The organism is Dehalococcoidia bacterium (assembly GCA_041649635.1).
Lineage (GTDB): Bacteria > Chloroflexota > Dehalococcoidia > E44-bin15 > E44-bin15 > JAYEHL01.
This window is the reverse complement of sequence record JBAZMV010000004.1, coordinates 176705-199872: the sequence shown is the minus strand read 5'-3', so window position 1 is coordinate 199872 and position 23168 is coordinate 176705. Positions and strand designations below refer to the sequence as shown.

The 23168-nt window shown below is 52.3% G+C and carries 21 protein-coding genes; 9 read left to right on the top strand and 12 right to left on the bottom strand.

All coding sequences use genetic code 11. The annotated features are described in order from the left end of the window. Positions 1–67: 67 nt before the first annotated feature. Both WC562_07490 and WC562_07485 read left to right on the top strand, forming a co-directional pair. Complete coding sequence (locus tag WC562_07490; protein MFA5055994.1) at positions 68–2146, top strand: RecQ family ATP-dependent DNA helicase; 2079 nt, start codon at positions 68–70, stop codon at positions 2144–2146. After that, entirely contained in the window at positions 2143–3429 is a 1287-nt protein-coding gene (locus tag WC562_07485; protein MFA5055993.1) for a DNA-processing protein DprA, read from the top strand. The genes WC562_07490 and WC562_07485 overlap by 4 nt, the downstream gene beginning before the upstream one ends. 22 nt (positions 3430–3451) lie before the next feature. Here WC562_07485 and WC562_07480 read toward each other — a convergent pair whose 3' ends face one another. From WC562_07480 to aroF, 5 genes are all read right to left on the bottom strand, one after another. Then, the gene (locus WC562_07480; protein ID MFA5055992.1) at positions 3452–4639 is read right to left on the bottom strand and encodes a pyridoxal phosphate-dependent aminotransferase; all 1188 of its coding nucleotides are present in this window, start codon (positions 4637–4639) and stop codon (positions 3452–3454) included. 18 nt (positions 4640–4657) lie between these two features. Continuing rightward, the gene (locus WC562_07475) at positions 4658–4915 is read right to left on the bottom strand and encodes a type II toxin-antitoxin system RelE/ParE family toxin (GenBank protein MFA5055991.1); all 258 of its coding nucleotides are present in this window, start codon (positions 4913–4915) and stop codon (positions 4658–4660) included. Further along, positions 4902–5135, bottom strand: a complete 234-nt coding sequence (locus WC562_07470; protein MFA5055990.1) for a CopG family transcriptional regulator — start codon at positions 5133–5135, stop codon at positions 4902–4904. The genes WC562_07475 and WC562_07470 overlap by 14 nt, the downstream gene beginning before the upstream one ends. 160 nt (positions 5136–5295) lie before the next feature. Beyond that, on the bottom strand, positions 5296–5514 hold the full coding sequence (locus WC562_07465; protein ID MFA5055989.1) for a CopG family transcriptional regulator: 219 nt from the start codon (positions 5512–5514) through the stop codon (positions 5296–5298). A gap of 49 nt (positions 5515–5563) precedes the next feature. Beyond that, positions 5564–6580, bottom strand: coding sequence for a 3-deoxy-7-phosphoheptulonate synthase (gene aroF, locus WC562_07460; protein ID MFA5055988.1), 1017 nt, complete (start codon positions 6578–6580; stop codon positions 5564–5566). A gap of 131 nt (positions 6581–6711) precedes the next feature. Between aroF and WC562_07455 the strand changes: the two genes are divergently transcribed. Both WC562_07455 and WC562_07450 read left to right on the top strand, forming a co-directional pair. Continuing rightward, positions 6712–6960, top strand: coding sequence for a hypothetical protein (locus WC562_07455; GenBank protein ID MFA5055987.1), 249 nt, complete (start codon positions 6712–6714; stop codon positions 6958–6960). Next, positions 6960–7217: a hypothetical protein gene (locus WC562_07450; GenBank protein MFA5055986.1), complete on the top strand. Its 258-nt coding sequence runs from the start codon at positions 6960–6962 to the stop codon at positions 7215–7217. The genes WC562_07455 and WC562_07450 overlap by 1 nt, the downstream gene beginning before the upstream one ends. A 257-nt stretch (positions 7218–7474) precedes the next feature. Here WC562_07450 and WC562_07445 read toward each other — a convergent pair whose 3' ends face one another. The 4 genes from WC562_07445 to glgP all read right to left on the bottom strand — a co-directional run bounded on the left by WC562_07445 (position 7475) and on the right by glgP (position 12546). Beyond that, complete coding sequence (locus tag WC562_07445) at positions 7475–7879, bottom strand: PaaI family thioesterase (GenBank protein MFA5055985.1); 405 nt, start codon at positions 7877–7879, stop codon at positions 7475–7477. 96 nt (positions 7880–7975) lie between these two features. Beyond that, positions 7976–8761: an SDR family oxidoreductase gene (locus WC562_07440; GenBank protein ID MFA5055984.1), complete on the bottom strand. Its 786-nt coding sequence runs from the start codon at positions 8759–8761 to the stop codon at positions 7976–7978. Between the two features lie 41 nt (positions 8762–8802). Next, positions 8803–10365, bottom strand: coding sequence for a hypothetical protein (locus WC562_07435; protein ID MFA5055983.1), 1563 nt, complete (start codon positions 10363–10365; stop codon positions 8803–8805). Positions 10366–10401: 36 nt separating this feature from the next. After that, positions 10402–12546 carry an alpha-glucan family phosphorylase gene (gene glgP / locus WC562_07430; protein MFA5055982.1) on the bottom strand — a complete coding sequence of 715 codons (2145 nt, stop codon included), beginning with the start codon at positions 12544–12546 and terminating at the stop codon, positions 10402–10404. 334 nt (positions 12547–12880) lie between these two features. On the opposite strand from glgP, the gene WC562_07425 reads away from it, so the two are divergent. The 4 genes from WC562_07425 (at position 12881) to WC562_07410 (ending at position 18107) form a co-directional block, all read left to right on the top strand. Further along, positions 12881–14356: a trehalose-6-phosphate synthase gene (locus WC562_07425; protein MFA5055981.1), complete on the top strand. Its 1476-nt coding sequence runs from the start codon at positions 12881–12883 to the stop codon at positions 14354–14356. 154 nt (positions 14357–14510) lie between these two features. Beyond that, positions 14511–15884 (top strand): DUF5752 family protein, encoded by a 1374-nt coding sequence (locus WC562_07420; GenBank protein MFA5055980.1) that lies wholly within the window; start codon positions 14511–14513, stop codon positions 15882–15884. Then, positions 15845–17098 (top strand): glycosyltransferase, encoded by a 1254-nt coding sequence (locus WC562_07415; GenBank protein MFA5055979.1) that lies wholly within the window; start codon positions 15845–15847, stop codon positions 17096–17098. The genes WC562_07420 and WC562_07415 overlap by 40 nt, the downstream gene beginning before the upstream one ends. A 28-nt stretch (positions 17099–17126) precedes the next feature. Further along, on the top strand, positions 17127–18107 hold the full coding sequence (locus WC562_07410) for a mechanosensitive ion channel family protein (protein MFA5055978.1): 981 nt from the start codon (positions 17127–17129) through the stop codon (positions 18105–18107). A 147-nt stretch (positions 18108–18254) separates the two neighbouring features. Here the strand turns inward: WC562_07410 and WC562_07405 are convergent, their stop codons facing one another. Genes WC562_07405 through WC562_07395 form a run of 3 tightly spaced genes read right to left on the bottom strand, consistent with a single transcriptional unit; the run spans position 18255 to position 21192 of the window. Then, positions 18255–18557 carry a hypothetical protein gene (locus tag WC562_07405; GenBank protein ID MFA5055977.1) on the bottom strand — a complete coding sequence of 101 codons (303 nt, stop codon included), beginning with the start codon at positions 18555–18557 and terminating at the stop codon, positions 18255–18257. Between the two features lie 34 nt (positions 18558–18591). After that, complete coding sequence (locus WC562_07400; GenBank protein ID MFA5055976.1) at positions 18592–19797, bottom strand: glycoside hydrolase family 57 protein; 1206 nt, start codon at positions 19795–19797, stop codon at positions 18592–18594. Positions 19798–19809: 12 nt separating this feature from the next. Beyond that, complete coding sequence (locus tag WC562_07395) at positions 19810–21192, bottom strand: glycosyltransferase (GenBank protein ID MFA5055975.1); 1383 nt, start codon at positions 21190–21192, stop codon at positions 19810–19812. A gap of 607 nt (positions 21193–21799) precedes the next feature. Between WC562_07395 and WC562_07390 the strand changes: the two genes are divergently transcribed. Beyond that, a complete protein-coding gene (locus WC562_07390; protein MFA5055974.1) occupies positions 21800–23155 on the top strand; it encodes a hypothetical protein in 1356 nt (451 codons plus the stop codon). Positions 23156–23168: the final 13 nt, after the last annotated feature.

The window sequence follows — 23168 nt, the reverse complement described above, 5'->3', positions numbered from 1 at the left end:
CTTTCATACTCGTATTAGATCAAAAACAACGTTATACACGCCGCACAGCGTATTACTGAGACAGTAAGTGATATTTGAAAGAAACAGAGCCATTAAACTCCTTAAGCTTGGTTCAGGTCTCCCTGATGCCGAATTTCGGGAAGGCCAAGAAGAAGCTATCCGCCGTGTAGTGGAGGGCCGAGAAACACGGTTGCTAGTGGTACAGAAAACCGGCTGGGGCAAGAGTTTTGTCTACTTCATCGCCACCAAGCTGTTGCGCGAACGGGGAGCAGGACCTACTCTGCTCATTTCGCCGTTGCTGGCATTGATGCGCAACCAGATTGCAGCGGCAGAGCGGATGGGCGTACGAGCGGTCACTATAAACTCCGACAATCAGGACGAGTGGACAAACGTCGAGACAGCAATTCAACGCAATGAGATTGACATCTTGCTGATATCGCCTGAGCGGTTGGCAAACGAGCACTTTCGCACCGAAGTGCTGGCGGGCATCGCAGGGCAGATCGCCTTGCTTGTAATTGACGAAGCACATTGCATCTCGGACTGGGGACACGATTTCCGACCACACTATCGCTTGTTGGAGCGAATAGTGCGCACATTGCCTGCGAATCTACGACTGCTGGCCACAACAGCTACCGCGAACAACCGTGTGATGGACGATTTAAGAACGGTGCTCGGGCCGAATCTGTATGTTTCGCGTGGCGATCTGAATAGGCCATCGCTCGTTCTACAAACAATACGCCTGCCAAATCAATCAGAACGTCTGGCTTGGCTGGCTGCACAGGTGGCTACCCTTCCAGGCCACGGAATTATCTATACCCTTACAGTTCGCGACGCTGTACAAGTAGCAGAATGGCTTCGGTCGCGTGGCTTGAACGTGAACTCCTATACAAGCGAGACGGGCGAAAGGCGGGCTGAACTCGAGCAAGCCTTGCTGGATAACCGAGTGAAAGCACTAGTAGCCACAATGGCACTGGGAATGGGATTCGACAAGCCAGATCTGGCCTTCGTAATCCATTACCAAACCCCCGGTTCGGTGGTAGCATATTACCAACAGGTCGGACGAGCAGGCCGGGCACTAGACGCAGCTTATGGAGTACTTCTTAGCGGCGAGGAAGAAACAGACATCAACGACTATTTTATTAATAGTGCTTTCCCAACAAGAGAAGAGGTCAGTAGTATGCTAGAAGTATTAGAAGCAGCGCCACGGGGTCTTTCGGTTCCAGAGCTTATGGCAAGAATCAATCTCAGCAAGGGCCGGATCGAGAAGACTATTCAGCTCCTCTCGTTGGAATCTCCCGCCCCTATCGCCAAGCAGGGCACAAAATGGCAACTGACGGCAGCCAACCTTAGTGATGAGTTTTGGCAAAGAGCGGAGCGGTTGACCGAGCTACGACACGAAGAACAACGGCAGATCCAAGACTACGTGAATTTGAAATCGGGACATATGAAATTTCTAATTCAGGCATTGGATGGAAAGCTTGGAACAATCCGCCCACCATCATTGCCGCCACTACCGACGACGACGGAGCCAGTACTAGTTCGAGAAGCCGTCGCATTTCTTCGCCGAACTATTTTGCCGATTGAGCCACGCAAGCAATGGCCAGCGGGCGGGATGCCGCAGTATAATCTTAGTGGACGAATTGCCGCCGGTATTCAGGCACAGCCCGGCAAGGTGCTTTGCATCTGGGGAGACGCTGGGTGGGGTAACTTGGTACGACAGGGGAAGTACAGGGACGGGCATTTTTCGAATGAATTGGTAAAGGCCTGTGTAAGTCTGGTACGGGAGTGGAATCCACAACCCGCGCCTACCTGGGTTACCAGCATCCCATCTCTTCGACATCCTGATTTGGTACCAGAATTCGCACGGCGGCTAGCTGTAGCTTTGAGTCTACCCTTCGAGGCAGTACTAAAAAAAACGGCTGATCGGCCGGAGCAAAAGACAATGGCAAACAGTACACAGCAGGCACACAATATTGATGGGTCTTTGGCTATCACCATAGAACATCTACCAAACGGACCAGTATTACTCATAGATGACATGGTAGATTCGCGCTGGACATTGACTGTTGCAGCATGGTTGCTACGCTCACATGGCAGCAGCGAGGTGTGGCCTCTGGCACTTGCGCTTACAGGACACGAGAGATGAGGATCTCAATTCTCCCCAACACACAAGCAATCTTGCTATTGACAGCACCGCTACTTGCGGGGCGTGGTGAACCTTCCCCCGATTTATTGTCACTGGGCGAATACAATCGGCTGGAGCGGCTCCTGATAGAAAAGCAACAGCAGCCGGCTGATCTGCTTACCCCCGATTCGCAAGAATTGCTAAAAGAATGTCAACATCTTGTTGACAGCAACCGTCTCAAACGACTGCTGGACCGCGGTTTCCTCCTGAGCCAAGTAATAGAGCACTGGCAAACACGGGCAATATGGGTAATGAGCCACACCGATGCCGAGTATCCGAGGCAATTGAAGACGCGCCTTAAAGACGATGCGCCGCCTATTCTTTACGGCTGTGGAGAAGCGACGATTCTTGAAACAGGCGGATTAGCTGTAGTTGGTTCACGATATGTAGATGATACCCTGGTCGAATATACCGAAGGCATCGGACAGCTTGTTGCCAAAGCGAGACGTACCCTTATCTCGGGAGGAGCCCGCGGAATTGATAAAGCCGCCATGCGCGGCGCTCTGGAAGGTACCGGCAAGGTGGTGGGGATATTGGCCGACAGCTTGGAACAAGCAGCCCTGAATCGCGAAAACCGGGACCTCTTGATGGATGGACAACTGGTGCTAATATCGCCTTATGATCCTATAGCTGGGTTCAATGTAGGACATGCTATGCAGCGCAACAAGCTGATCTACGCACTCGCGGATGCCGCGCTTGTTGTCAGTGCAGAGTACAAGCAAGGTGGTACTTGGGCTGGTGCGATCGAGCAACTTCAAAAACGCCGACTCGTCCCCATCTACGTTCGCTCAAATGGAAAAGTTGGGCGGGGACTGGAGGCCCTCCAAAGTATGGGAGCATTGCCTTGGCCAAATCCTGACACGCCGGAGGCTTTAGCAGAACTACTATTGACTAAGACGAGTTTTAGAAATCATGATTCCCTTCAAAGTGAACTCCGTTTTTCAATTCAAGAGGAGTCCAATTCCTATGAAGCATCACAAATTTTATCTCCCGTTAATAATCCCCCCACCTCCCTATCTGTAGAATCACCATTGATACCTGCCGATGAACTATTTGCGAAGGTACGGGACTTGGTAATAAAAATGAAAATGCCCATGACCGATAGTCAATTGGCAACTGCTTTGCAGGTATCGAAAAGTCAAGCGAAACAGTGGCTTCAGAGATTAGTAAATGAGGGTATAATGGAAAAACACACCAAGCCTATAAGATATGGGCTTAAATCACAGCGTTCTTTATTAGAATAGAATGTGCAACCCAATCACCCCACTACCCCAACCCAAACTCCTCCGCCGCCTTCTTGAACCGCGGCAGAGCCCCCTCGATAACGCGGTCATCCACGCAATAGGAAATGCGGAAGTAACCCGGTGCGCCGAAGCCGCGTCCCGGCACAACAAGCACGTTCTGCTTGAGCAGAGCGTCGATAAACTTCATCTCATCCTCAACCGGAGATTTGGGAAAGATGTAGAACGCGCCCTGTGGCTTCACTATGGAGTATCCCATCTTCGTCAGGCCGTTATACAGCATATCGCGCTTCTTCACATATTCGCCGATATCGACAGTGGTTTCCTGCAGGTCGCGCACTACGTTCTGCATCAGCGCAGGCGCGTTCACAAAGCCCAGCACGCGGTTGCAGAACACCATCCCGCCAACTAGTTCATCCCTCCCGTCGCAAGCGGGGTTTACCGCGATATAGCCGATGCGCTCGCCCGGCAGCGCCAGGTCCTTGGAGTAGGATGTGACCACCAGCGACCGCGGATGGTACGGGAACACATACGGGCCGTCCGCGCCGTCGTACGTCAGGCGGCGGTAGATATCGTCGCTGATGAGATAGATCTCCGTGCCGAGCGCCGCTTCCTTCTTGCGCAGCACCTCGCCGATGCCTTTGAGCACCTCGCCGCCGTAGACCGCACCCGTGGGGTTGTTGGGCGAATTAATGATGACGGCCTTGGTTTTCTTCGTGATGCTCTTCTCCAGCGCCTTGAGGTCGGGAATGAAGCGGCTATCGGTGGGAACGATCACGGGCACGCCCTGCACGTTGTCGATATAGTAAACGTACTCGACGAAGTACGGAGCGAAGATGATAACCTCATCGCCCGCCTCGGCGATGGTTTTCAGCGCCACGTTGAGGCCGCCCGCGGCGCCGCACGTCATGATGACGTCGGTCGACGAGAATTGAAGCCCGGTCTGCGAGGCGAGATATTTGGCCACCGAGGCGCGCGTCTCCGGGTAGCCGGCGTTGGGCATGTAGCGGTGCATTCCTGCGAGGGGCTTATCGGCCCACCTGCGCAGCTCTTTGTGGAACTGCGGCGGCGGCTCGATGATGGGGTTGCCCAGCGAGAAATCGAATACGTTCTCCTCGCCGTATTTCTTCTTGAGGGCGATCCCCTCCTCGAACATCTTCCTGATCCACCCGCCCTCGGACATCTGCTTCTTGAGTTTTTTGGAGATAGCCACGATGACACTCCTAATCTATTATCTGTAGACATCTTTTCTATGGTTGACCTTCACTACCCAGATAGTGATCTCGTCATCCTGGATCGAGTAAACGATACGATATGTCCCCTGACGCAGCCGATACCGGTCTTTATCCGCCAGTTTCTCGCAGCCGTGCGGCCGCGGATCATCACCGAGCTTCTCGATGCGCTTGAGGATCCTCTGCAAGTCCTTCTTTGGTATTGACTCGAAATCCTTGCGGACGGATTTACGAAAGAAGACCTTATATGCGGCCATCTTCCTTCAGCCTTTTCACCATATCGCTGTAGCTGATCAAAGGCTCTTTTACCCTTTCATCGAAGGCCGACAGGTCCTCGGCATCCTCGACAAGGGTCACTCGCACCGCTTCGTTAACAAGGTCGGATATGGAGCGGGAGGTCTCCACCGACTTTAACCGCAATGCCTTGTGCAAATCGGGATCAAGATAAATTGTCGACCGTTTCATAGTTGATGTCATAAATTCACCCCCATGCTATCGGCGACATTATAACGTTTTAACGTCAAAACGTCAAGGTGACATCGGGAGTTAAAGAGAAGGAAAAGTTTTGGGGAGATAGTCACAAAAGGCCCCTTTTCACGGGGTGTATTTCATACAAAATCGCTTGCGATCCAGCAACCTAATTGGTTGGAGAGGACAGCTCCTGCAACGCCTCGCTGTAGCTGATCACCGGCTCGGGCTGCCCCTCACCTACCGCAGCCAGTTCCTCGTCATCGACGATGAATTCCCTTACAGCCATGTTCACCAGTTGAGAGAGAGAACACGATGTACTCGCTGCCTTCTTCTGCAGCGCCTCAAGTAACTCGACATCAAGTTCGACAGTTACGCTTTTTACCATCGACTTTACGCCTCCTCTCTACGATTCGCCTGCGCTATTTTACCACTATCTACATGGAACGTCCAACCGCCTCGGCGATCGGCTTTAGCTCGGACATCAGCTTCTTGAATGACGGTATGTTGAGCGATTGCAAACCATCGACCAGCGCCTGCGCCGGATCGGGGTGCACTTCGATAAGCAGGCCGTCGGCCCCGGCGGCGATGGCGGCTTTAGCGATACTGGGCACGTAGGCCGAATGGCCAGCGGCGTGGCTGGGGTCGACGACTATTGGAAGGTGGCTTGCCTTCTTTACCACCGGTATCGAACTGATGTCCATGGAGAACCGTATGCTGTCCTCGAAGGTGCGGATGCCGCGCTCGCACAGTATCACGCGGCGGTTGCCGCCAGCCATGAGGTAATCGGCGGCGGTGAGCCACTCGGTAACGGTAGCGGAAAGACCCCTCTTGAGCAGAACGGGGTGCTTCAGCTTGCTCAACTCCTTGAGCAACGAGAAGTTCTGCATATTGCGAGCGCCGACCTGTATGATATCGACATGCTTCACCATGAGCTCTATATCATGCGCATCGACGATCTCGCTTATGATGGGCAGGCCGAATTCACGCTTGACTTTGGTAAGCATTTCGAGTGCCTCTTCACCCAGGCCCTGGAAGCTGAACGGCGAGGTGCGCGGCTTGAAGGCACCTCCGCGCATGATGAGGCCGCCGCACTCCTGCACGGCCGCCGCAATCTGTATCAGCAGCGACTCGCTCTCCACGGCGCAGGGCCCGGCCATGACCACTATGCGCTGGCCGCCTATCTCGACCCCGGACACGTTCACCTTGCTGGGACGGGGATGGAACTCCCGCGAGACCAGCTTGTACGGCTTCATGACGCGGGTAACGCTCTGCACGCCGGGCAGCACGGCGAAGACATCAGTCTGCACCTTGCCCGTGTCGCTGCCCAGAACCGCGACGACCACCTTCTCAGTGCCCAGGTTCAACTGCACGTCAAAGCCAAAGGAGCGAGCCCTCTCAACAACCTGATCTACTTCCTGCTGCGAAGCCCCTCTTTTCATCTCAACGATCATGCGTGCTCACTCCCTTTCTAAATATGAATATATTATACGCTGAATAACAGGTGTGCAATACCTCCCGACGATATTGTTGACATGCGATAACTCCTAGTTTAGGATTAGCAAATACTACAGGCGAAGGCAATATGAAAACCGCTGGTAAAGTTATATTTTGGATAGGGATAGTAGGCATTTTCTTCTTTGTCGGTGCAATATTTGTATGTATACCTTCTGATAGCAACCCAGACTATTTACCTTTGGCTGTGATTGCAGGCGCTGTATTCTGGATAAGCTTGCCGTTGGTATTAATAGGATCAACTATGTACTATAAAGGCAGAAACCAAGCCAAGAAGCAGAAGAGCCTGGAAGAGGGAACTCCCAAAGAGGACAGGTAATGGCGAACAAACCAGAGAGGGGTACTCATCCAGGAGATAGAAAGAAAGTTATCGGTATCATTCTGTTCTTTGTTGGTTCTATAGCCGCCTATTTGTTTTTCTTCTTTTCGTATTCTTTAGCTATGGACGATAATTATGAAGGAATGACGTGGTGTCTTATTGCGTCACCACTCTGTGTTGTCTTGGCTATCGTTGGAATAATCCTGTTTTTCATAGGCGTATCCGAGGGAAAGAAAAAGAAGAATCAAAACCTCTGAGTAGGGGCAGACCCGCGTGTCTGCCCGCTGCGGGCGAATGGCCATTCGCCCCTACACGATTACCGAAATATGAATGTTTCGAACTCCCCCTTGTCCCCCTCTTTGATTAAAGAGGGGGAAGCGATACAGCCGAGGGGGCGTTCGATAAGAGGTGCAGGAGAGTTTTCTCCTGCCGGGGTTTTAGGGGTGTCCCCTATCACAAAATAAAAATCCCCCAAGATTGGGGGATAACAGGGGGTTGATATAGCTTTATCGACCTATGTGCGAGGCCCGATGCACACCGTTGTGCCGGTCGCCCGCGCGATCTCAACGCCTTTCGAATCGCAGACCTTCATCTCCGATGTCCCCATGCGCTTGCCCGCGTGCAGGACTTTCGACTCGGCGTATATCGTCTCGCCGACTGCCGGGGCCTTCATGAAATGGATGTTCATCTGGACTGCGACATGGATATTATCGAGTGTATTGCAGGCGCAGCCGAAGGCCTGGTCGAGAACCGTAGCCACGATGCCGCCGTGTATCATGTTCTCCCAGTTCAGATGCTCCTTCTTAAGCTCCATACCGACCCTGGCGTACCCCTTCGACAGCTCGACAAGCTTCATGCCGAGGTGAGTCGCGCACGGCGATTCGTCGAACTTCTTGCGCATCTCATTAATATCTGCCATTAAACACCTCGTCTATAATAGCTGAAATGGAATCTAAAGATGTTGCCGCTTCTCCAGACTGCAATTTCGCCGGATTCGCATGTCGGATACAATCCGCTACTGATTCGACACCTCGCCAGCGGTTAGATGGACAAACTCAATGCCGCCGTCGATCTCGAACAGCCTGCCTGTCACCCAGTCCGATGCCGAAGATGCCAGATAGAGAGCAGCCAGCGCTATATCCTCCGGTTTTCCCAAGCGTTTCATCGGAGTTCCTGCTATTATCCTGTCCTTCACTGCATCCAGCACCGGGCCGCTGCCCTCCGTCCACACTGCGCCGGGCAGGATAGCGTTCACTCGTACATACGGCGCCAGTTCCCAGGCCAGCGTCAAAGTCAAGGAATTAACACCAGCCTTGGACGCGCCGTAGGCCGCCATACCCGGACACGGGATAACGGAATCGCGAGTAGATATATTAACGATCGCCCCCGACTTCTGTTCCAGCATAACCGGCGCCACCGCTTTACTAAAAAGGAAGGTAGCTGTGAGGTTCAGGTGCATTATGGCCTCCCATGCGCGTTGACCGGTCTTCAAGGCTGGCTTGAAGTTACTGCCGCCGACGTTATTCACCAGGATGTCAATACGACCGAACTCCTTCTTCGCCCGTGCCACTACACTCTCGATCTGCTCGCCTTCCCGCACATCGCATTCCAGAGCCAGCGCCCGACGGCCAATCTTCCGCGCTTCGCCTGCCGTAGCCTCCGCCTGGTCGGATGTGATGTCAACGCAAATCAAGTCGGCCCCCGCCTCGGCAAATCCAATTGCAATTCCCTTACCTATACCCCTCCCGGCACCGGTCACTATCGCCATCTTACCCGCTAAAGAAAACCTGTCCAGAATCACGTTGCCCCCATATAGAAAAAACTCACTGGTAACTCGACCTTCTATTCAGCGGCATCCCGAATCGAGACCAGCCCGTTCAAAGTGCCGATGTAAGCCGTGCCGCCCTGCGGGCCCAGCGTTATCGGCGCGTAGTTGTTGTTGTATCCCAGGCCGGTGCCCGTCAGAACCTTGAAAACGGTTTCGCCGCTCTCGAAATCCACGGCGGTGAAGTACCACGCGTCCAGCCTGTCGTCGCGCGGCTCCTTGGTGTACAGGTAGATAAGCCCGCTAGCCAGCGACATCTTGGGCACGCACGTCGGCGAACGCTCCGGGCTGCTCCAGACCTCCACGCATTCGTAGCCGCCGCTGCCATCGGGCAACGCATCGACGCGCACCACGCCGCCTACGGGAGAACGCCCGTCGACGCCGGAGAAGATATTCTCCCAGCCGTAGTTGTTCTCCACGATAATGGAATATTCGATACCGTCCTGCCCTTCCCGCGCCAGCCCGATGAGCGAGTTCTCCGTGCAGCTCTCGTTATCGGAGAACACCGGAATACGGCATACTTCCGAACCGTCTGACCGCTTCAGAAATATAATATTCATCCTCGGATCAGCGTTGTCGGCTATGACCACCATGTCGCCGATGAGCGTCGGTGTTGTGCCGGAACCCTGGTTGATCATGCCGAGCTTGACCTGCGTTCCGCGATCATATCCAACACTCCAGTCGACGACGGGTAATCCATCGGCATCGGCGCTGAACCGATACATGGTGTAATCCGAGATAATGTACACGCCGTCCTCGCCTACTGTGAAGGAGTTTTGTATCTCCTCTCCCTCAAGCTCGATGGTACGAATACTGCCGCTCTCCATATCTATCGTGCCGACAACACCATAGCGCGTCACGAACCAGAGCAGGCCGTCCCAGTCCGGGAGCGCCGCGCCGACCTTGTCCCGAGCCGGCAAATCCTTGGGCACTACATAGCTCCCGAGATCATATTCGCACACCTGATAGAACGCATGCTTGCCCTCGTCATAGGCGATTATTTGAATGCTGTGGTTGTTCGTCCCGATGATGGCGCGATCTTGATCGTCCAGGCAGAAGTAAGCCCCTCCCGATGTATCCTGGTACGGGCCTATCGGATCGTCCTGCCAGTGCTCCCAGCGCGGCGGCAGCGGGTAGGCGGCCAGCTCGCTCAAGGTATCAGCATCGAGCAGGAGAAGCTGGGGCAGGCTCAGGTTGGCGCATACCGTCCAGATGCGCCCCTTGCTGTCGAATGTCACCGTGGCGCACTCGGCCAACCCTCGATACATGGAAATGACTTCGACATCGATGCCGAGAGGCCCGGCGACCTCATACGCATCGGTCATGTAGGCATCGTTATGCATGTTGCTCCTACCGTTCGGAGCCAGGAACGGACTATCGGGAACAGCCAGATAATCGAGTTGATTGCTGTAGCCGTCTGGAAAATCGATATTGCGGATAAACAGCATATCCCCGGTCACAAGCGGGTAGAAATCGTCGTTGGGTATCGGTTGCGCCGGTATCCCGCTGTAAGGCGCGCTGCAGCCACAGCAGCCGATAGCGATAAAGGCTGTCAGTAATACGGCGATAACATTCTTCATTTTGCACCAACCTTAATAACAGCACATATTCGGTGTCTACGCACCGGACTGCGCCTTGATTACGGGTATATAGATATTATCGACGTATTCCTTCATCATGCGCCTGGCCGAAAACTGCGGTGTGATTGAGCAAATCGATTCCTTTGACTTCTCTATCCACTTGTGCGGCAGCATAGTGCGATCCCTGGCGTAGAACAACGGTATTATCTCCTCCTCCAGGAGACGGTATATCGATTCCGCGTCCGCGTTATCCTCATCTTCCGAATATGCCCGCTCCGGGCCGCCGTCAACTGCCCAGCCGTTCCTGCCGTTGTATCCCTCCTCCCACCATCCGTCGCGCACGCTGAGGTTAAGCGTGCCGTTTATCGCCGCCTTCATCCCGCTTGTCCCGCTTGCTTCTTTAAGACGGCGCGGAACGTTCAGCCAGATGTCAACGCCCTGAACCAGGTAGTGCGCTATATGCATATCATAGTCCTCAACAAATGCGATGCGGCCGTGAAAACGCCTGTCCGTGGCCAGCTTGTAAACGCTCTGTAGAAGCTGTTTGGCGTTAGTGTCCGCCGGATGTGACTTACCGGCGAATATGATCTGTATCGGCCTCCAGGGATCTGTTACCATGCACATCAGACGTTCCACGTCCCTGAAGAGCAGATCGGGCCGCTTATACGTCGCGAAGCGGCGCACAAAGCCTATTGTCAGCACCTCGGGGTGAAAAAGCGTACCCATGGACAGCAGCTGCTGCGCTTCCGCGCCGCCGATGGCCCACCGCTTCTGCGCGCGTGCCCGCATAGCACCCATAAGCTTCCTCTTAAGATCCAGCCTGGTCTCCCAGAACTCGCGGTTGGGAATCTTCCACACGTCCTGCCACATATCCGGATCATCCTGCCTCTGAGCCCAGTCCTCCGCGAAATACATGTCGAACAGCTCGCCCATCTCCGGAGACAGCCATGTCGGTATATGGACACCGTTAGTTACGGATGAGATCGGCGCTTGATCCTCGCTCAAGTCAGGCCAGAGGTCAAGCCACATCTTCCTGGCCACGCCGCCGTGAAGCTTGCTGACACCGTTTGTGCTCTGCGACATTCTTATGGCGAAAGCCGTCATGTTAAAGGCGCGATCGCCCGTAGTTTCCTCCCTGCCTAACTCAAGGATCTTATCTCTATCTATACCAGAAAGCCCCCAGTAGTTGTTCAGATACTTATCGACAAGGTAAACGGGAAACACGTCATGGCCTGCTGGAACCGGCGTATGAGTCGTGAAGATAGTGGAGGCCCTGATCTTTCTCACCGCCTCATCGAAAGGCATCCCTCTCTCCACCTCCTCCCTGATACGCTCGGCTATCATGAAGGAAGTATGCCCTTCATTAATATGCCACAGTACAGGCTCCTTGCCCAGCAATCTTAAGACACGAACGCCCCCGATCCCGAGCACGATCTCCTGCTGAATGCGCCACTCCCAGTCGGAGACATAGAGTTGCGAGGCCAGGGAACGATCGGAAGGGGTATTCTCCTCCACATCCGTATCCAGAAGATAAAGATCCACGCTCCCCACGCCTACATGCCAGACGGCGATCGAGACCTGCCTGTCTCCCAATTGCACACTGGCCCTGAGCGGACGCCCCTCCGAATCATTTACTGCTCTGATAGGGGCTTCCCTGAAATTGAGCTGCCTGTGATCCTCCTCCTGCCATCCGTCAACGGATATGCGCTGAGAAAAGTATCCGCTGGGATACATGAACCCGACGCCGACCAGAGGAATGCCCAGATCACTGGCCTCCTTGCAGATATCGCCGGCCAGGACACCGAGCCCTCCGGCATATATCGGCAGGGCATTGTGAATGGCGAACTCGGCAGAGAAGAATGCTATCGGCCTGTTCGCTTGCTCGGGATACTTCTGGGCGAACCACTTCTTTTCGGACTCCATGTCGGCATGAAACCTCTCCATTACCGAATCATATAGATCGGTGTACTTGAGGTCTTTGGCCGCCGCTTCCTTGCGGTAATACTTCATCTGCTGCAACTGCTTCACCGGATTATGGGAGCTGAGATTCCATATCTGATAATCCAGCTCGCGAAACAGCTGTCTGGCGTCGGAATGCCAGCTCCACCACAGGTTATATGCAAGCTCGTTGAGCCCGGATAGGCTATGCGGCAACTCAAGTTTAGGCGTTACGTTGTCCATACAATATTTTCCACCCGAAAAATGACTAGATGTATGTTACCATATCGATGAAAAAAATACACATGGCGTCATGATTAAATATGTTTGTCTCAACGATGCACCGAACCGCTGCAACGCTTCATGGGCCCGTAGGCTAAAACCATTCAGCCCGGTTGTCGCAAGTTTAGAATCGACCGGTTTAAATCAACTTGACCATTCATGCAAGATGGTTGACAAGGTCTCGCATATTATGTATGGTAGATAACACTCGCTATGTAGTCATACGTAATGATACCGTTGAGGCGACCCCGATTAGCCTATTCTCACAAGAATACCAAGTTTGGGAGAAGCGCTTATGTGGACACAAGAAGAACTCAAAGATCTGGTAAAGCAGAAATTGGAAGGCTACCTGTTTATTGTGGTTTCTAACCGGGAGCCCTACATACACAATTACTTGCAGCGAAGGATAACGGTACAAAGGCCGGCCAGCGGGCTCACCGTCGCCCTGGACCCTATTATGAAAGCGTGCGGCGGAACCTGGGTCGCACACGGCAGCGGCAATGCCGACAGGGAAGTCGTAGACGAGCAGAACAAGGTTGGCGTACCGCCGGATAAGCCGCGCTATTCGCTTAAGAGAATATGGCTTTCAAAAGAGGAGCAGAACGGTTATTACTACGGCTTTGCCAATAACGGTCTCTGGCCTTTATGCCACATAGTCTATACCCGTCCGATCTTCGATGAGGCCGACTGGAACACTTACGTTAAGGTTAATGCACGATTCGCCGACAGCGTAATAGACGAGGTGGGCGATAGAAAGGCCTTTGTTTTTATCCAGGATTACCATCTGGCCATGCTGCCGAAGATGCTGAAGGAAAGGAACCCGAACATTATCACCGCACAGTTCTGGCACATACCGTGGCCCAATCCGGAGGCCTTCCGGATATGCCCCTGGAAGGAAGACGTGCTGGCCGGTCTCCTCAGCAATGACATCATGGGTTTTCACATTCGCTACGATTGCTTCAATTTCATGGACACTGTGGACAGGATGCTGGAGGCGCGAATAGACAAAGAGCAGAATGAGATCACATACGGAGGCAAGAAAACCGCGGTGCTGCCGTTCCCGATCAGCGTGGACTATGAGCAACTGAGCGAGGACGCCCCATCGGATGCAGTGAGCAACGAGATAGAGACGTTAAAGAACGATCTGGGCATATACGACGAGATCATCGGAGTAGGTATGGACAGGATCGACTACACCAAAGGCATCCCGGACAGGTTGAAAGCGCTGGATCGTTTTCTGGAGAAATATCCGCAGTACCAGGGCAAGGTTGTGTTCATTCAGGCTGGAGTGGAAAGCCGCGTAAAGGTAAGTCCGTACCAGAAGCTTAACGAAGAAATAGATTTTATGGTAGCCGCTATCAACTGGAAATATGCGACGGGACGCTGGAAGCCGATAGTGTATGTCAAGAACCTGGAAGATCAGATTACTCTTACGGCTTTGCGCAGAATGGCCGGTTTCTGTATAGTTAGTTCGCTTCACGACGGAATGAACCTGGTGGCTAAGGAATACGTTGCCAGCCGCTGCAATGAGGACGGCGTGCTTATTCTGAGCCAGTTCACCGGCGCCGCCCGTGAACTCTCCGACGCACTGCTTGTAAATCCCTACGCTACCGATCAGCTGGCCGACGCTATCAAAACGGCGATAGAGATGCCGGAAGACGAGCAGAAAAAACGCATGCGAAAGATGCGTGAAATAGTCAAGGAGAATAACATCTACAAATGGGCCGCGGATATAGTGACTGAGCTGGCCAAGCTGGAATTCGGTGGATAAAGTGAATCACTTACTGTTCAGACGGCCCTACATCGATTCAGACTAAAAGCGCAGAGCATTATTTTCTCAATTTAACGGACGAGGTAGACGGGCTCATCGGGAAGTTATACATCGGTTAGCGTTAAAAGGATTGGTAGAATAAGGGATTCGACGGATGGAGTGGCTACAGGATAATTGGATAGAGATAGCGAAGCCGGTACTGCTATTTCTCGCTGCTTGTTCCGTCGGTCTATGGCTGAGAAGTATCACGTATGCCAGGCTCAAGCGCTGGCAGGCCAAGTCGCGATGGGAGGGAAAAGGAATCGTACTGAAAGTCACCCACGGGCCCTTCTTGTACTGGTTCCTTCTGTTAGGAGTATATATAGCAATACAGTCATCGATAGCTCCCGTCAATGTTAAGGATATCGCCAGTAAGCTCATATCCACCGCATTTGTCATACACCTGTCGTGGGTCGTCATCAGCTTAAGTGAAAAATTGATAAGACTGTACGCGAGAAGAATAAAAGCACCTAATCCCGCAGCCGTCTTTGCCATCAACGCAATCAGGATCGCTGCAACCATATTCTGCTTGATAATGCTTCTAACTATCTGGGTTGTGCCGCTGAGCCCTCTTCTTCTTATCATGGCGGTAGTCATAATAGCCGTTGCGCTTGCTTTCAGGGAGCCGCTGACGAACGCGGCCGCAAGGATTCAGATCGGCATGACGGAGCGCATAAAACCCGGTGACTATATCACGCTGGAGTCGGGCGAATCGGGAAACGTCGTTGAGATAAACTGGAGCAATACCAGTATAACGACGACAGATGAGCATCTCCTGGTTATTCCGAACAAGAAACTAATGCTCAACACGGTTACGGTATACGGACAACAGTTGAAGAAGGCCAAAACTCCCTTCTTGTTCAACAGCCGGCTGAACCTCACCGAGCTAACCGGATTGAAAGCCAAAACGCTGGGCGGGCTGCTGGAAAATCTGAGATCGGTACCTGATTCGGTGATTTACTACCACACGCACCACTTCTTAGAAGAGCACCATTATCTAACGCCGGAGCCCAGTAACGACTTCGCCGTCTGGGTGAGCGATGCCTTAGGCAACGATATCCTGGGAGAGAAGCTTGCCAGCGTCGATACCTTTGAATTCACCTCCTTGGGAGCGCTGAGGGATCGAATCATCGGCATAATCGAGGAGAATATGTCTGATGCCTCCTGTATAGGCAGAAGCGCCATGGACGGGGAAGAGTTCCATTTTATGAAGTCGGTAAGCGTCATCCTGCCAACGCCGTATCAGGCAGAGGATCTCAGGGAATTCGTCGAAACATTGCGCAAGATAAGCTTGAACTCTTTGTATTACCATGTCTTCGAGTCGAGGATGAGGCTCGGTAAGGGCTCCAACGACTTCTCTACGTGGCTCGAAGAGAACCTTGACGAGACCGAGCTCAGCAGGGATATCGCGAGGCTTGACCCGTATACATATAGCTTGGAGGGACTGCGATCAGCGCTAATACAACTGGTCGAAAAACGCATAAAATAAGCATCGCCGAATACGAGCCTGTCATCGGAAAGAGCGCCATCGACGAACTGCGCTACCTCGCCGACAAGCTCTCCGGCAAGGTTATCCAGAACATCAACTCCACCTTCAGCGGCGGCGGCGTGGCGGAGATACTCAGCCGCATGATACCGCTGTGCTCTCAGCTCGGCGTGGACGCGCGCTGGAACGTGATAAAGGGCAACGACGAATTTTTCCAGGTGACAAAGAGATTCCACAACGCGCTCCATGGCAGGCAGGAGAAAATTACGCCTGTTGACTTCGCATATTTTCAGGAGACGACCGATAGAAACATACAGGAAACGGAAATTAACGGCGATTTCGTTTACATCCACGACCCGCAGCCGATAGGCCTTATCGCCCGCAAAAATGAATTAGGAGGGAAATGGATATGGAGATGCCACATCGACATCTCGCATCCGAATCCGGCGGTGTGGGAATTCCTGCTGCCAATGGTAGTACAATACGACGCCAGCGTTTTCTCGGCGCCAGCGTTCTCCACTGAATTGCCTATCAGGCAGTTCCTCGTCCCGCCTTCAATCGACCCGCTGAGCGACAAGAACAGGGATCTGCCGGCTGAAACCGTGGACTCGGTTCTATCCAAATACGGCGTGCCGAGAGACAAGCCGATAATTACCCAGATATCAAGATACGACTATTTGAAGGATCCGGTCGGCTTGATACGCGCCTTTGAGATGGTAAAGAAAAACATAGATTGCAGGCTGGTGCTGGGCGGCGGCACCGCCACGGACGACCCGGAATCGGATAAAGTTCTGGCCGAGGTGCGGGAAGTAGCGGGAAACAATCCGGACATCCATGTATTGCTGATTCCTCCGGGAAGCGATATCGAAATAAATGCGCTGCAGAGGGCATCGACCGTGATAGTTCAGAAATCTCTGGGCGAAGGCTTCGGGCTAACCGTGAGCGAAGCCCTGTGGAAAGCCCGGCCCGTGGTGGCATCGGCCGTAGGCGGCATACCGCTGCAAGTGAGAAATCGATTCACCGGGCTTCTCTCGCACGGGATACCTGGGACAGCCTACGCGATAAAACAGCTTCTAGCTAATCCTGAATACGCGAACTGGCTCGGTAAAAACGGCAGGGAGCATGTAAGGCAAAACTTCCTTATAACGAGGCACCTTAGAGACTACCTGCTGATCTTTCTTTCGCTGGAGAACTCTGGCGATATTATAGAGTTATAATCTAAGAGACAACTGCTAGAGGTAAAAAATGGAAAGAAAAAATCTTAAACACAAACTAAAATCGTACTCTATATGGACCGTTATTCTGTTAATCATCGTCGCCGCCTTATATTTTGCGGCCAAAGAACTCGTGCCCGACGACTGGTTTGCCACTCATGGCAAGGACTGGTTTATAGATCACGGCGTGAGAATCCTGCTTATCATCGTTTTCTCTACATTACTATATCTTGCATTACGCAAAGCCATTCCTCACGCCATGCAGATAACGATGGGCAAAGGCAAATGGAGCAGCAAAGCCAAAGAGGAGCAGGCGAAGAGGACAAAGACCCTCTCCAAGGTTTTCGTGGTTACCAGCGGCATATTGATACTGGTTATAGCCCTCTTCATGATACTGTCTGAACTGGGTGTCAACATCGGACCTCTCATAGCAGGATTCGGCATCGTGGGTGTTGCTGTCGGTTTCGGCGCCCAGTATCTCATCCGCGACCTGATCGCAGGACTGTTCATCATCATGGAAAACCAATATAACGTCGGCGATGTAGTCAGGATAGGCAGCATAAGCGGCGTAGTGGAAGAGATAAACATGAGACGCACCGTAATGAGAGACCTGGACGGGATCGTCCACTTTATACCCAATGGAGAGAGTGGAATTATCTCCAACTTCACCAAGGAATGGTCACGGGTAAACCTGAATATCTCCGTATCCTATGGAACCGATCTAGACCATGCTATTGCAGTGATAAACCGCGTATGTAAGGAGATGGCTGAAGAGCCCCTCTGGAAGCCATCCATTATCAAGGCTCCCCAAGTGCTAAGGGTCGACAACCTGGGGGATTCCGGCATCGATCTAAAGATTCTCGGCGATACCAAACCGATTATGCAATGGGATGTCATGGGAGAAATCAGAAAGAGAATAAAGAGGGCCTTCGATGATGAAGGTATAGAGATACCCTGGCCGCACATGAAGGTCTATTTTGGCGACACCAAACCGGATGCGACTAAGCAGTGACTGGAATATTCGCAACGTATAAGTGCTAAGTGGCAGAATACAGGCCGCGACGAAAAGGATGAGGTACGAAACCTCTGCAGTAAAAGCTGTCTACGATTTTGGTGTGTTCGTGGTTTGTGAAAGAAAGTAAAAGATAATCCGAACCCGCTAGATTTTACCTAGCAGAAACGTCTCCCTGGTTTTCACGTAATCAGCGGCCTGACGTTTATTGGATGACTTGAATAAATCTCTTGCCAGTTTTTCGTCTCCGATTATGTCCTTAACCCAGTTGCTGAAATCGTTTTTCTCTTTACTGGCATGATAAGCGTAAGTCTCATCGCTCATAAACTCCAGGGCTTCCTTTAATTCTCTTATACTGTGTATAACACAGCCGTCATTGCACCAGAACACATACTTATCAGGCACATTGGCCAGCCGCCTCTCGGCATGTTCCTTTAGTATCTTAGTCATATCAGCGCTTCCTCCTTTCCACCTCTTGCTCCAACTATAGATACGCGTCCAGAGCACCGATAAAATTCTTATATACCTGCTGGATCTCCCATACTATGCCGTTAGGACCCAGACGCCACCATTCCTGTGGCGTAAAATAGGCCGAAACCTCAGCCTCCGCACCGTACCTGCCGAACCACTGGATTAGATGTAGGTTGTCCGACTGCAGCAGCCATATAGCTATATCGATAATCTTTCTATTCTTTGTAAGCAGAGCCTTGTTATAAGCCAGCAGCATCAACTGAAACACGGCCTGCTGAGCGGCGTTACCCAGAAAGAACTCCATGCCTCCGGTGCCGGCCCAGGTGCAGGGGAACGCCGGCAACGGCAGATGATAGCTCCGGTCACTATACTTGTCGATTATCTCGCTCGGCGTCAGCGTCCGCATGTCCCTTCTGGCCATTTCATCCGGCAAGTGCCTCATGAACTCGAAGATGCCCGTGTCGCGGGAGTGATGCTCGCCGAAGGTCTCGTAATCCCAGGCCAGCACAATAAAGTCGCCCCAGGTCTCCCTGAGCCAGTGCGCATAGGAATCGGCGTACAATGGAAAACCAGACCACCCTCTGTTGGAAAAGCGATAGCCGACGTCGTCGCTAAGGTCGTAATGCCTGGCCAGAAGCGCCATATCCCTGCCCATGTGATAGAGATGAGTAGGCTCCCGCCACTCCATCACCCACGGGCGGCCGTCGAGCAACGCTCCTTTGAATCCCGCTTCGCTCAGGGCTTGATAAATTCCGCTGGACATCAGCATCTCGGTAGTATCAGTTACCACGGGTCTCTTGCCAAAAACCTTCTTCAACTCGTCGCGCGACTTCGTCATTCGCTTGACGAATGCCTCCAGGTCGCATAGCGGTAAAAAGCTGTGATACGGCTCAACATCGACAAGCTCAACATTGGGATGCGCCACCAGCCTCTGAAACATCTCGAACAGGTTCCGGTCCCAGCTTTCCAACTGCCTTAATATGGATACGGAAAAACCGAGGGACATCTTCATCCCGCCCTCGACGAGGTCGAGAAACATCTCCGTGGCCGGATAGTAGCACCAGTTAGCTACCTTGTGCAGGTAACGCTCGTTCATCGCCTCATCGAACAGACAGCGCTCTATATCCTCGATATCGGCATTGGCGGGGATGGGCTGAGCCGGCAATTTAAGGCGCCTCGGCTGGTGCGCCACGCAATACATTACTAAATCACGAGCCATATCAGCCTCAGTCTACCTGTTATAATTCCGCTTCATCGCAGTAGACACCAGTTCCGGCGGCAGCTTTGATATGGCAAACTGAGGCTCCGAGGGTGTAGGCACACCGCCCAGGACTCCCTTGATGCGCGCCTGGTTCTCCAACTTACGTACGAGATTGAGCACCGCCGCCTCCCACGTAAAATACCGCGCTGTGCGCCTGGCCGCCTCCCTTATTCGTACGCCCTCCTCGGGATAGTCTCTCAGATACATAAGATAGCCTACTGCTTCCATGGGATCGGGCGTTTCAAGTACGAAGGAGTTTACGAACGGTATAGCGTAGTCTTCGCCCGTGCATCCCGCAAAGGCGATGCCGCCCGCGGCCATGGCTTCCAAACCTACGATGCCAAAAGGCTCGTGACCGCTGTTCGCCAGCACGGCATCGCACGCATGATATACGATGCGCAGGAAGTCTATCGGGACGTGGAATCTGATATCGATGACATCGGCATATGAAGCCTTACTCAGCGCATTAACATAGCCTTCAAATGAATTATCATCGGTATAAGCCTCACCGATCACCAGACCCAGAGAACGAGCCTTGCCCAAAACTTCCTTCCCGTAAGGCTCCATCCCCCCCCTGGCCAGAAGAACGGTGTGGATTCCCCTTTCTTTAAGCCTCGCCGTCGTCTCCACAGCGCTGTCCCACCGTTTATCCGGGTCCCATCGGGCCACTTTGCATAATACGAGATCGGCTCCTATAGCCTCACGCAGCCTGGTCGACATCTCATCATCTACCTTGCGCAACAGGTCCCTGGGTATGCCGTTCGGTATCACGATGGGATTCATACCCATGCGCCACATAAGATGTTTCATATAACGGCTGACAGTAGTGATGGTCGACACGTAACCCAACCGACCCCAGTTGATGCGGTGGAAAGAGAAGAGATTGTTGGCATTCCAGTACATTATCGCCTTGTCCCTGAGCCCATCGTAATATAGGTAATCACTGAGGCGGCACAGTGCTTCGGCGGTATGCCACTCCTCGCTGAGAACCACCACCAGCTTTCCTTTGGCCGCTGCGGGCTTAACGATTTCGTCTTTTACGATGCGCGGTATGGACTCGTTATAATCGTAGAGCTTGGCCTCCTCCGCCTCATAGACGCCGTTTGGATGGTATTTGCTGATCCACTGGCACATGCGATGAAGCACCAGCTTTCCGTTCTGTCTGTATTCGACAGCATCAAGCGACGGGTCGCCGATAAAAAACAGATGCGTCTGGAAGCCCATCTTAGCCAGTGTCGCTGAAAGATTAGCAACGCGAACACCCAGACCTCCCGCCAGCGAGTACTGATCCGGGCCTTCAAAACAAAGTATGACGAATTCCGTATTTTGCGGCGTTATTCTTCCCTGAATCATACTGCACCTCTCTTGATATCAGCGACGGGCTCTCGCGACTCGTATCCGCGTATTGAACGTTCTATTGAAAAACTCTTAGCACCATGCCAACGGGTTCCGGCCTGATGCGGCCCTACCCTTTTCACATAAGCCATCGGCTGGATACTGCCATAGAAATTTAGCATTTCAAGCCCATGCCCGTCTATCATGATAACAGACGTATATTAAGAGAATGTAAACTGCAATACAGTTCTTCCGATACAATATACGTCACAGATAGAATGTCGCTAATCATCCAGCCGTTAACGCTTGGAGAAGCGGATTCCTAAAACCATGCGCTAACAGACATATGGGTCAGAATAAGTTACACGGATGATATTCAGCCCTAGTGAATCATTAATATACTCCAACGTAAATAATTTTGCAACTGCTTTTGGAAAAAACCTCGTCCTTTATCGTTATTTATCTCGCAAGACTTGACGGCATCCAGTCTTTCTTGTAGTATTACCAAATTTAATAGGTTAGATTAATAATGCCAATGAACCTAAATCGGTATAACAAGATTCCTGCTTTTGCATTATTGGGCTGCTTTTATATATAATTGTCATATCCGACTCGGAGGTCTAGTTTGATTTATTGGGCTCCATTGCTGCACTTCTACCAGCCGCCAACTCAACTGCACTGGGTGCTGCGAAAGGTCTGCGTTGAATCCTACCGCCCGCTGGTGGAACTGTTCACCGATCTTCCTCATGCCAAGGTCACCATAAACATAAACGCCGTGCTTACAGAGATGCTGTATGACCACGGATACAACGACGTTCTCAGGGGTATCAAGGAATTGGCTCGGCGGGGCCAGGTGGAGTTCACGGGTTCAGGCATATATCACCCCATCCTCCCGCTGATACCTCAATCTGAGATGGAACGACAGATCAGCCAGAACCACAAGACCAATAAACATCTCTTGGAAAAAGTTTATGAACCCAAAGGCTTTTTCCCTCCCGAGATGTGCTATAGCAAAGAAATAATGAAGCCTATAGTCGATTCTGGGCATCATTGGATTATCCTTAGCGGCGTCGCGTGTCCCGTACCTTGGCCAACGAATGTTATCCATCAAATCGACGTCAAAGGGAGCAAGGTCGCCGTTTTCTTCCGCGATAACATACTCAGCAATAAAATAAGTTTCCACAACATAGATGCCCCCGGATTCATCGAGCATCTGAAGCAAGTGCAGAAATCTCAAAAGGGCAAAGGCGATATATATGTCGTCACAGCCATGGACGCGGAAACCTTCGGTCATCATATACAGGGGTGGGAGAAGATTTTCCTGGCAAAGGTTTATCAGTCGCTCGAGCGTGACGCAGACGCCCCGAATAAATTCGCAAGCAAGCCGACAGCACCAGCCGCATCTGGTCCGGGACATGATCAGTCCAGGATAACGGCAGGACAGCACGACGGTTTTCTGCAATTAAGGGAAGTGACCGAAGGCAAGGATATCAAGGCCGTAACCATAAGCGAACTGCTCGATATCTTCCCTCGCGGCGAGACCATAGAGCCCAGGACGTCTTCATGGAGCACCGAGCTTTCGGATATCGAGGAGGGAAACCCATACCCGTTATGGAATAGCCCGGACAACAGAATACATCAATACCTGTGGGAACATATGGAAATCGCCATGGCGATGGTTAATAAAGCCGTCGCGGTGGCTAAAGACAATACGGCGAAACAATACGCGGACAACGCGCGGACATTATTGGACGCGGCGATGCACAGCGATCAATTCTGGTGGGCCAGCAGGAGACCCTGGTGGGATCCCAATCTGATACACAGAGGCTTAACAAAGCAGCGTGAAGTTGTCCTGAACGCATATAAAGCTATCAGTATGAGCAATTGCAGCCCCAAAATTAAAAGGGAATTCTACTACAAAGTCGCGGCGGCGCGTCATATATCCAACAAAATCGTTGATGAGATATTCATGACACCGTAGTAGAAGGAGGGCT

Excerpts from the sequence above, each read along its gene's own strand:
- WC562_07450 (MFA5055986.1), top strand. The coding sequence starts at position 6,960 with ATGGCGAACAAACCAGAGAGGGGTACTCATCCAGGAGATAGAAAGAAA.
- WC562_07485 (MFA5055993.1), top strand. The coding sequence starts at position 2,143 with ATGAGGATCTCAATTCTCCCCAACACACAAGCAATCTTGCTATTGACA.
- WC562_07425 (MFA5055981.1), top strand. The coding sequence starts at position 12,881 with ATGTGGACACAAGAAGAACTCAAAGATCTGGTAAAGCAGAAATTGGAA.
- WC562_07410 (MFA5055978.1), top strand. The coding sequence starts at position 17,127 with ATGGAAAGAAAAAATCTTAAACACAAACTAAAATCGTACTCTATATGG.
- WC562_07395 (MFA5055975.1), bottom strand. The coding sequence starts at position 21,192 with ATGATTCAGGGAAGAATAACGCCGCAAAATACGGAATTCGTCATACTT.
- WC562_07400 (MFA5055976.1), bottom strand. The coding sequence starts at position 19,797 with ATGGCTCGTGATTTAGTAATGTATTGCGTGGCGCACCAGCCGAGGCGC.
- WC562_07445 (MFA5055985.1), bottom strand. The coding sequence starts at position 7,879 with ATGGCAGATATTAATGAGATGCGCAAGAAGTTCGACGAATCGCCGTGC.
- WC562_07475 (MFA5055991.1), bottom strand. The coding sequence starts at position 4,915 with ATGGCCGCATATAAGGTCTTCTTTCGTAAATCCGTCCGCAAGGATTTC.
- WC562_07455 (MFA5055987.1), top strand. The coding sequence starts at position 6,712 with ATGAAAACCGCTGGTAAAGTTATATTTTGGATAGGGATAGTAGGCATT.
- WC562_07465 (MFA5055989.1), bottom strand. The coding sequence starts at position 5,514 with ATGGTAAAAAGCGTAACTGTCGAACTTGATGTCGAGTTACTTGAGGCG.
- WC562_07435 (MFA5055983.1), bottom strand. The coding sequence starts at position 10,365 with ATGAAGAATGTTATCGCCGTATTACTGACAGCCTTTATCGCTATCGGC.
- WC562_07405 (MFA5055977.1), bottom strand. The coding sequence starts at position 18,557 with ATGACTAAGATACTAAAGGAACATGCCGAGAGGCGGCTGGCCAATGTG.
- WC562_07470 (MFA5055990.1), bottom strand. The coding sequence starts at position 5,135 with ATGACATCAACTATGAAACGGTCGACAATTTATCTTGATCCCGATTTG.
- WC562_07420 (MFA5055980.1), top strand. The coding sequence starts at position 14,511 with ATGGAGTGGCTACAGGATAATTGGATAGAGATAGCGAAGCCGGTACTG.
- glgP (MFA5055982.1), bottom strand. The coding sequence starts at position 12,546 with ATGGACAACGTAACGCCTAAACTTGAGTTGCCGCATAGCCTATCCGGG.
- aroF (MFA5055988.1), bottom strand. The coding sequence starts at position 6,580 with ATGATCGTTGAGATGAAAAGAGGGGCTTCGCAGCAGGAAGTAGATCAG.